Genomic DNA, 9,117 nt, shown 5'->3' with positions numbered 1-9,117 from the left:
GGGTCGCCGCCGTGACGCCCAACTCCCGGGACAGCGCGTCCAACTCTTCCCCATGCAGCAGCCGCATCACCGCTCCGCTCTTGCGCCGAGAGGAGAATCTCCCTCGCTCAACGCGGCCTCGATCAAGTGCTCCCTCGCCCTTTCCATCCATCATGGACACCTCCTTAGAGTTTGTGGCATCATGCCCCAATTCCGTGTCCAAGAAAATCCTAGGGCGGGGGAGCGCTCATCATCGTTCTCTTCGTCGTCCTCTACGGCAGCTCTCGCGTCATTGTGCTCGATGGTTTTCGCAGCCGTGAAGAAACGGAATCCAAGCGAGACATCGAACGGGTCATCGGCGTTTTCAACCGTTTCCTAGACAATATCAAGAACACGAACATTGATTGGGGCGCGTGGGATGAAGCGCTGAGCTTTGTGGAGGGTCAAAACCCGGACTTCATCAGCGCCAACCTGGTGAACGAGACCTACTTGCGCCTTGGGCTCAGCGTCATCGTCTACACTAACGCCGAAGCAAGCATCGTCTATAGCGGCGGTTTCAACCAGGACGATGGAATCCCGACCCAGGTACCGCAAGGCCTGAGGCCGCTGTTGGCCCCAGGCCAGCCGCTGGTCTCCCATACAGGCCTCAAGAGCGGCATCGCCGGACTTCTCTCTTTGCCGGAAGGGCCGATGCTCATCACTTCCCATCCCGTGCTGACAAGCACTGAGATGGGCCCGATACGGGGAGCCGTCATCTTCGGCCGCTTTGTGGACAAGGGCGTGGTGGCCAGCCTGAAGGAGACCACCCTCTTTAATGTCGAAGCGAGAAACGCCAAGAACCCCAGCCTGCCGGGGGACTTCCGCAAGGCTATCGAGCAGGCCGATGAGAAAGGGCTCTACACCAAGAAGGTCAGCTCGGATACCATCGGCGGCTATGCCGTGATCAACGATATTTCCGGCGCACCTGGTCTCATCCTCCGCGCTGATATCCCGCGCGGCGCCCTGGCCCAAGGCAACACCACTGTCCTCTTTGTCATCATCGCCCTTATCGCCAGCCTCTTCGTCTTCGGCTTCGTCGTTCTCGTCCTTCTCGACCGCCTCGTCCTCTCGCGCGTGGAGCGTCTCAGCAACGGCCTGCGCGAGATCGCCGTCAGTGGGAGCCCGTCCAGCCGCGTCACCGTCCCGGGAAGCGACGAAATCACCAGCGTCGGCACCGCCATCAACGATATGCTCGCAGCCATAGAGCGCTCCCAGGCCGAGCGCGCCCAGGCGCAAGAGGCCCTCCTTGAAAGCGAAGCCGTCAACCGCGCCATCCTCGTCGCCGTGCCGGACGTCCTCTTCCGCGCCAACCGGGAAGGCAGGACCCTTGCCTTCGCCGGCGCCAGGCAGTTCGAATCGCGCCTACCGAACACCCGCATCGTGGAGAAGGCGGGAAGCGACGTTATCCCGCCTGAGTACGTCGCCGATCATGTCCGCAATATCCAGATGACGCTCGATACCGGCTCCTCCCGAATCATGGAGTACCAATCGCTGGATAACAACCAGATCCACTGGTTCGAGGCGCGCTATGTGGTATGCCAGCGCGACGAGGGTCTGGTCATGGTGCGCGATATCACCGAGCGTAAACTTGCTCAGGAGCGGGAGGACGCCGCGCGCCTCAAGTTCCTGCGCGTCCTCTCTCATGAACTTAGGACCCCGCTCACCCCTGTCGCTGCATCGGCCGGTCTCCTGGAGGACGTGCTGGAGCCGGAGCCGGACTCCCAGGAAGGCAAGCTCCTCTCCAACATCAAGTCTGGCGCCGACGTTCTACGCCGCCGCATCGACGATATGCTCGATGTGGCCGCCTTCCAGGCGCGCACCCTGCCGCTAGACCTTGCTGAGATAGACACAAAGGTCTTGCTTACTGAGCTCTGCGACCTTCGCGATGCAGAGGCGAAACGCCGTGGCGAATCCACTCAACTTGAGATCCGCGATCCGCTGCCCAAGGTTACCGGCGATGGGCCGCGCCTGCGCCAAGTAGTCTCCACCCTGCTCTTGAACGCCATCAGGGCGAACCCCCCCCAGGCAAGCACATATCCGTCCAAGCCTTCGGGGACAACACCTTTGTCACCGTCCGCATCCGCGACCACGGAAAGACGATCTCTAAGGAGGGCCAGGCCAAGCTCTTTGAGCCCTATTTCGTAGCGGCGCAGGACCGGCAGGAACAGCAGGGGCTGGGGCTGGGCCTCTCCCTGGCACGCCAGATCATCGAGGCCCATGGCGGAAAGATCGGCGTGCAAAGCGCGGACGGAGAGGGTAATATCTTCTCGTTCAGTATCCCCATTGACGGGCCGGCAAAGGCTTAGAGGGAAATGCAGTGAAAGTCCTTGTCATCGAAGATACCCGGGAAGTCCTGGATATCATCACCCTTTGCCTCTCCGTGCGATGGCCGGATAGCAACCTGATTACCGCACAAAGCGGAGCGACCGGCCTGAACTTCTTCAAGACTGAGAACCCAGACCTCGTCCTGCTGGACCTCGGCCTGCCCGATATTGATGGCATGGACGTCCTGGAGCAGATCCGCAAGTCGTCCACCGTGCCTATCATCATCGTCACTGGCCGGGGCGAGGAGAAGTCCCGCGTCAAAGGCCTGGAGGGCGGCGCGGACGACTATATCGTCAAGCCATTCTCCCACAATGAGCTCCTAGCCCGCATCCGCGCTGTGATGCGCCGGGGCGCACGGAAAAACTCCATCGCCGATGACGGCGTTGTCAAGGGCAGCGGCATCTCCATTGATTTCGCAGGCCATATCCTCAAGGTGGACGGCCAGGAAGTCAGCCTTGCGCCCACGGAATGGAACCTCCTGGCCCATCTCGCCAGCCGCGATGGAAAGGTGGCCACCCACAAGGAATTGGCCGAGTCCGTCTGGGGCGTTGACCAGATGGACCCCGCCGCTATCAAGATGCCGTCCGCCGCCTCCGCCTCAAGCTCGGCGATGATGCCGTCCCACCAAAAATCATCCGCTCCCACCGCGGCGTCGGCTACAGCTTCGAGCTCGGCGGCGAAGCGCCCCACGCCCCGCCCGAATAGTCGCTCCCGCCTCCCGGAATGGAAACGGCCCCCGGCGATCGCCGGGGGCCGTTGTATATCCCGTCCAGCTGTGACTGAGGCTACTTTAAGCCGGCAAGGGTTGCTTGGACCGCCGCATAATCCGGCTCGATGCCCGGGTTCGGCGCGATCCACTTCATGCGCACTACGCCGCCCTTATCAATGACAAACACAGCGCGCGTGGCGGAGACATAGCCCTCCAGCCCGGCCAGGTTCTTGAACCCGGCCCCATACTGCTGGATCACCTGCTTGCCGAAATCGCTCAGCAAGGGAAAGCCGAGCTTATTCGCATCCGCCCACGCTTTCTGAGCGAATGGCGAATCCACTGTCACGCCAACCACCTGCGCATTCAAGCTGTTGAGCTGGGCGGCGCTGTCCCGGAAGGTGCAGGCCTCCTTGGTGCAAACGCCGGTGAAGGCACCGGGGAAGAACGCCAGAACCACATTCTTCCCCTTGAACTCGCTGAGCTTCCGCTGCTTCTTCGTCTCCGCATCGTACAGGCTGAAGTCCGGTGCGGGCTGTCCTACGTCCACTGACATGCAATCCTCCATCTAGAATGACGTCCGCCTCTGGCGGACGGTTGGGATCAACCGCGCAATTGTAGCATGAAGAGCCTCGCTCCCAACGCCCTACAAAGACCAGTGTTTACATTGCTGTAACGGCACATTTACGCGGCTGTAACATGCCGAGTTTATCTTGGAACTCAAATGCTTGCGCACAACTTTGTACCGCGAACCCTCATCCTGACACGCCAGCGCTGTCGCCATTGCCAAGGAACCCTTTGGCTGGAAGGCGATGAGTGGAAATGCTCCGCCTGCGGGCGGGCCCTGCAAGCACCCAAGGTGAGCCAACCTGCGCCTGAGGTATTTCAGGCAAACAGCCTGACGCGATTTGTACGGGAGTGCTGTGTTTCGAGCCCAGGGGCGTTCGTGCCCGCAGCGCGCCTCTATGCCGTCTATGAGCGGTGGTGCCGCAACCATGCGATGGAGCCCATCAGCCGCATCGCCTTCTCTCGCGCCCTCGCGCAGGCGGGATACACAAAGCACCGCACACGGCTGGCGCGATACTGGAACGGCATCCGCTGCCTAACCGTAGAAGAGCCTCAGGCTCTTCGGGCGTCGCTGGCGGCTCCCATCAGCCAGGCTGGCTAGCTTGGCTCCGTCCATTTTATGACGCCGCGCCCCTTCAGGTCGGCGATGGCCGATTGGCTATAGCCGATGGAGGCCATGATTTCCCGCGTGTGCTGGCCAAGGATCGGCGGCGCGAGCACCGCCTGCCCCGGCGTTTTGGAGAGCCTCGAGCCGATGCCCGTCTGCCACATCTTGCCGTAGGCGGCGTGAGGGTACTCTGCCACCCAGCCGTTCTCCCGCGCCTCCGGGCTCTTAGGCAGGTCAACCCCGTCATAGCCATAGTGGACCTTGGATATCTCGGCGGGAACACGCGCTGCATCAAGCGCCGCCAGCCATGCCTCTGCCGTGCGCGATTTGAAGGCCTGCTCCAGCAGTTGCGCCAGGGCCGCCGCATTGCGCCCGCGCGCCGACGCATCGGCAAAGCGGGCCTCTTTGGCGAGTCCCGGCTGGCCGATTGCTTTGCACAGCCCTTGCCACTCCTTCTCCTGCACTGCCGCAAGGCAGATCCAACCTTCGCGCGTCTCGTAGAGGCGGTAGAGCGGACCGAAGCCGTAGAGTTTGCTATCCAAATCAGGCCGCTTGGGCGTCCCTTTGCCGCCTAAGGAGACATCCGAGTGTATCCACAGCGCCGCGTCCAGCATCCGTGAGCCCACGAACTGCCCCTCGCCGGTGCGTTCGCGGTGGTACAGGGCCAAGAGCATGGACAGGCCCCCCATCATCGCCTGCACGTAATCGCACAGGCCGCTCCGCAGCCAGGTCGTCGGCGGGTTGCCCTCGCCGGAGTCCCGGCGGAGCGCGCCCGTGTAGGCCTGCATGATCTGGTCCAGGCCGCCGCGTTCTGCCTTTGGCCCATCAAAGCCGAAGGGCACATTGTGGCAATAGATAACGTTCGGGTTGACCTTCTTGATCGTTTCGTAGTCCACCTTGAGCCGTTCGGCAACGCCCGGCCTCCAGTTGTGGTGGACGATGTCCGCCTCCGCCGCTAACGTATGCGCGATCTGCTGGCCCTCCGGAGAATAGAGGTCCACCGCGATGGCTCGCTTGCCGCGCTGGCAGCCGTAGAAGGCCCAGGCGTGGCGCATCGGGTCGCCGGTGGTGCGCTCCAGCTTGATAACGTTCGCGCCCAGATCGGCCAGGAGCTGCGGGCCAAGGGGGCCGGCAAGGAAATCGCCCATGTCCAGCACCTTCACGTGCTCCAAGGCCAGGCGGTTCATCTTGGCCCGCGGCGTCCCCTTTCCCGCGGACGGCTTTGCCGTTGGAGTAGAGGCCAAAACATTCGCCGTATGCTGGCCGGGCAGCGGTGCTGGGCCCTGCACCTTCGGAGGCGTCTTCCTCATCGTGAACGGCACGCCCACCTGCCGGATCTTGCCGTAACGTGGGTCGTTCACTTCGACGATGAACTTGTTATGTTGGATCTGGTCATCGGCAAAGGCCTCTTCCGATTTCTGCACAGGCAGCCAGATGCAGTCCGTCTTGGTGAAGATGTCTTCCAGCTCTTTCCAGGTCTTCTTCTTATACGCCTCGCACAGCTCCCAATAGATCTCCCGCTGGCGCGCGATGGGCACATCCAGCGGCACGTTCATATAGCCCTCTTTGAGGTCCAGGAGCTTGGCGAACTCATCCTTGAACCGCCGGGTGCCCATGCCGAAGAACCAGACGCCGTCCTTCGATTCATAGATCGTGGGAAGCCAGGGGATGCGCTCGCCGTTTACCCAGGATCCGGGGGAGTGCACCTGATAGCGCTCGGCGCCCCACCAGTTCATCGTGTAGTTCGCCATGGCGCCCAAGAAAAGCGAGGTCTCCACCAGTTGACCCTCGCCCATTCGCTCGCGCACGTCCAGCGCCGCCAGGGTGCCGTAGATCGCCATGAAAAAGGCCCCGATGTTCACATACGGCACGCCGATCATGATGGGGCCGGAGCGCTTCACGGAGGGCTGGCCTTCGCACAGCGGCTGCTCCGATTGGAAGCCCGTGCGCGCCTGTACCAGCGCCTCATAGCCAGGCCGGTCCGCCAGCCGGCCCGTGGAGCCGTAGCCCGTGATGCTCGTGTAGACCAATCGTGGGTTTCGGCGGCTCAGCCTCGCGTAGTCAATGCCCAGGCGCTTGGTGACGCCGGGGCGAAACGATTCCAGGACGATATCGGTCGTATCGGCCAGCCGCAGGAAATCGGCCAGGCCGGCCTTGGACTTGAGGTTGAGGTGAACGCTCTTCTTGCCGCGGTGCCAAGCGGTCTCGCCCGCCGGATAGGCGATGCGCGGGCCTCCGGGCGGGTCAACCTTGATGACCTCGGCGCCGTTATCGGCCATCATCATGCCCACAAGGGGGCCGGCCATGCCGTGGGTGAGATCGAGGACGCGAAGGCCGTGGAGCGCGCTTGGCATCGTGATGCCTCCAGTAGTGAAGGGAGCGCCGGGAAGATAGCATCGCCCCGGTAGTGTGTCAATTTCCTCCGTTGCTTCTTGACACCTGGCGGAAGCCGCCCATAGACTCGCCGCACACGCTATGCCAACAGCCCGCCACGCCCTCGATGGTCTTCGCGTCCTCTCCATCGGCCACACCTATCCCGGCCTCTACTGTATGGCCATCCTTCGAGATCTCGGCGCGCGCATCGTGCGCATCGAGCGTGTGGGCGAAGGGACCGTGGACCCCAAGTACGAGGGCCTGGGCGGCATGATTTCCACGGACTCCCTCAAGGCGGGAACCTCCGAGTGCCGCCTTGACTTGAAGCAGCCAAAAGGACGCGAGGTCTATCACCTCCTGGCCCGCAAGGCAGATGTCATCCTGGAGGGCTTCCGCCCTGATGTCGCGGACCGACTCGGCATCGGCTTCAAGTCCTTGGCAAGAAAAAACAAAAAACTCATCTACGCCGCCATCAGCGGTTACGGGCAACAAGGCGCCTGGCGGATGCGCCCGGGGCACGACCTCAACTACCTGGCCGATGCCGGCGTCCTGAACCTTAGCGGCGATCCGGGAGGCCCGCCCGCCACCGAAGGCGTCACCGTGGCCGATTGCACGGCAGGGCTCAACGCCGCTATCAACATCCTGGCGGCCATCCAGCTGCGCCAACGCACAGGCAAAGGCCAGTTCCTGGACCTCGCCATCGTGGACGGGCCGCTCTTCCTCATGGCGGCCGAGTTCGAGCACTCCTGGCGCACCGGCGATTCGCGCAACAAGGGCGCCATCCACTTCACCGGGCGCTACCCATGGTACGGCCTCTATGAGACCAAGGACGGCCGCCACCTCTCCGTCGGCGCTATCGAAGCAGGCTTCTACGCCAACCTCTGCCGCCTCATCGGCAGGCCGGACTTGGAGACCAAGCGCTTCGTCTCCAAGGACGAGCTTCCGGCCGTCCGTGGCGAGTTCGCCAAGGCGTTCAAACAAAAGACGCTGGAGGAATGGACGCGCCTATTTGAGGGGCAGGACGTCTGCATCTCTCCGGTGCTCACAACGGCAGAGACCCTCGCCTCGCCCCTGGGCAAGCGCATCGTGAGGCCGGGAGCGCCTAAGGGCGTCAAGCTCGTCCGATCGCCCGTGCGCGCGCCCCTCGCCAAACTGCAAGGGATACGTTTCACCTCTCAGGTTCTGCGAGAATATGGCTTCACCGCCGCAGAGGTCCGCGCACTCCAAGGAGCAGGCGCCGTTGGAAAAGATAGCTAAGCCGCAGACGCCTCTGGCCCTCGCCGGCTACCGAGTCCTGGACCTTACTGGGGAGATCGGCCATTACTGCGGCAAGATGCTCGGCGATATGGGGGCCGATGTCATCAAGATCGAGCCGCCCGGCGGCGATCCTGTCCGCTTCATCGGCCCCTACTACAAGGACCAGCGCGACCCCGACAAGAGCCTGCGCTGGTTCTCCGCCAACACCAGCAAGCGCGGCGTCACGCTGGACCTCTCCAAGCCACAAGGGCGGCGCATCATGGAAAAGCTCCTGCCCACAGCCCAGGTCATCGTCACCAGCTGGACGCGCAAGGAGGCCCAAGCCCTGGGCATGGACGAGGCGGCGGTCCGCAGGCGCTACCCCAACCTCATCTACACCTCCATCACCGGCTACGGGCTGGACGGCCCCTACGCCAACTATCGCTGGGCGGACATCACCGGCATGGCCCTTGGCGGCCTTATGTACCTCATGGGCGACCCGGACAGACCGCCCATCGTCTTCCGCGCCCCCCAGGCCTACTTCCACGCCAGCAGCCAGGGGGCGCTCGGCACGGCCCTCGCTCTCTACCACCGCACCCGCACCGGCATCGGCCAGCTGCTGGACGTCTCCATGCAAGAGGCCGTCACCTTCAACCTCAACGGCCCGGGCACCATCGTCAGCTGGTGGACCGTGGAGAAGAGCGGCATCCGGCGGGAGGGCGGCTCCCTCAACTTCCGCTTCATCAAGTGGCACGTCATGCTCCCTTGCAAGGACGGCTACACCGCCAATACCGGCGTCCTTGGCTGGGATAAGTTCCCGGTACTCCGCGACCTGATGGCCAAGGAGGGCGTGGCGGAAGACCTCCTGGACCCTAAATGGGAATCCGCCACCTCATTCCCCCCCGGGCCGGGACAGTGGCAATGCACCCAAGCCGAGCTGGACTACGTCTATGACGTCTTCACAAAATGGCAGATGCGCCACACTAAGGAAGAAATCCTGGAGCTGGCCGTCAAGCACGCCCTGCCCGTCTTTCCCGTCAACGCCTCGGACGATCTCCTGCACAGCAGGCAGCTGGAGGCGCGGGAGTACTGGATAGACGTGCCGCACCCGGAGCTGGGGACCACCATCCGGTACCCCGGCGGCCATGTGAAGCTCTCCGGCACGCCCATGCGCATCTCCCGCCGCGCCCCGCTCATCGGCGAGCACAATACCGAGATCTATCGCGACGAGCTCGGCATCAGCGAGAGCGAGCTTCGCGACCTGCGTGCGGCGAAGGTGCTCTGA

At 63.1% G+C, this 9,117-nt stretch carries 8 protein-coding genes; 6 read left to right on the top strand and 2 right to left on the bottom strand.

Going from position 1 to position 9,117, the window contains the following annotated elements:
- Positions 1–273: 273 nt before the first annotated feature.
- Genes FJ039_05430 through FJ039_05420 form a run of 3 tightly spaced genes read left to right on the top strand, consistent with a single transcriptional unit; the run spans position 274 to position 3,232 of the window.
- Positions 274–2,163 carry a HAMP domain-containing protein gene (locus FJ039_05430; protein MBM4405612.1) on the top strand — a complete coding sequence of 630 codons (1,890 nt, stop codon included), beginning with the start codon at positions 274–276 and terminating at the stop codon, positions 2,161–2,163.
- Positions 2,052–2,324 (top strand): ATP-binding protein, encoded by a 273-nt coding sequence (locus FJ039_05425; protein ID MBM4405611.1) that lies wholly within the window; start codon positions 2,052–2,054, stop codon positions 2,322–2,324. The genes FJ039_05430 and FJ039_05425 overlap by 112 nt, the downstream gene beginning before the upstream one ends.
- Before the next feature lie 11 nt (positions 2,325–2,335).
- On the top strand, positions 2,336–3,232 hold the full coding sequence (locus FJ039_05420) for a response regulator transcription factor (protein ID MBM4405610.1): 897 nt from the start codon (positions 2,336–2,338) through the stop codon (positions 3,230–3,232).
- On the opposite strand, the gene FJ039_05415 is transcribed toward FJ039_05420, so the two are convergent.
- Positions 3,129–3,605, bottom strand: coding sequence for a peroxiredoxin (locus FJ039_05415; GenBank protein MBM4405609.1), 477 nt, complete (start codon positions 3,603–3,605; stop codon positions 3,129–3,131). The two genes, FJ039_05420 and FJ039_05415, sit on opposite strands and share 104 nt — an antisense overlap.
- A 168-nt stretch (positions 3,606–3,773) precedes the next feature.
- On the opposite strand from FJ039_05415, the gene FJ039_05410 reads away from it, so the two are divergent.
- Positions 3,774–4,217, top strand: a complete 444-nt coding sequence (locus FJ039_05410; GenBank protein ID MBM4405608.1) for a hypothetical protein — start codon at positions 3,774–3,776, stop codon at positions 4,215–4,217.
- Here the strand turns inward: FJ039_05410 and FJ039_05405 are convergent.
- Positions 4,214–6,745, bottom strand: a complete 2,532-nt coding sequence (locus tag FJ039_05405; protein ID MBM4405607.1) for a CoA transferase — start codon at positions 6,743–6,745, stop codon at positions 4,214–4,216. The two genes, FJ039_05410 and FJ039_05405, sit on opposite strands and share 4 nt — an antisense overlap.
- Between FJ039_05405 and FJ039_05400 the strand changes: the two genes are divergently transcribed.
- Both FJ039_05400 and FJ039_05395 read left to right on the top strand, forming a co-directional pair.
- The gene (locus FJ039_05400; protein MBM4405606.1) at positions 6,699–7,853 is read left to right on the top strand and encodes a CoA transferase; all 1,155 of its coding nucleotides are present in this window, start codon (positions 6,699–6,701) and stop codon (positions 7,851–7,853) included. The two genes, FJ039_05405 and FJ039_05400, sit on opposite strands and share 47 nt — an antisense overlap.
- A complete protein-coding gene (locus FJ039_05395; GenBank protein ID MBM4405605.1) occupies positions 7,789–9,117 on the top strand; it encodes a CoA transferase in 1,329 nt (442 codons plus the stop codon). Before FJ039_05400 ends, FJ039_05395 begins: the two co-directional genes overlap by 65 nt.

The sequence above is a fragment of the Chloroflexota bacterium genome (assembly GCA_016875535.1).
Taxonomy (GTDB): domain Bacteria; phylum Chloroflexota; class Dehalococcoidia; order SHYB01; family SHYB01; genus VGPF01.
Note: the sequence above shows the minus strand (reverse complement) of the source record. Positions and strands in the feature narration are given on the sequence as shown.

What these genes read in the sequence shown, in the direction of transcription:
- FJ039_05395 (MBM4405605.1), top strand. Translation starts at nt 7,789, where the DNA reads ATGGCTTCACCGCCGCAGAGGTCCGCGCACTCCAAGGAGCAGGCGCCG.
- FJ039_05400 (MBM4405606.1), top strand. Translation starts at nt 6,699, where the DNA reads ATGCCAACAGCCCGCCACGCCCTCGATGGTCTTCGCGTCCTCTCCATC.
- FJ039_05410 (MBM4405608.1), top strand. Translation starts at nt 3,774, where the DNA reads ATGCTTGCGCACAACTTTGTACCGCGAACCCTCATCCTGACACGCCAG.
- FJ039_05405 (MBM4405607.1), bottom strand. Translation starts at nt 6,745, where the DNA reads ATGGAGAGGACGCGAAGACCATCGAGGGCGTGGCGGGCTGTTGGCATA.
- FJ039_05415 (MBM4405609.1), bottom strand. Translation starts at nt 3,605, where the DNA reads ATGTCAGTGGACGTAGGACAGCCCGCACCGGACTTCAGCCTGTACGAT.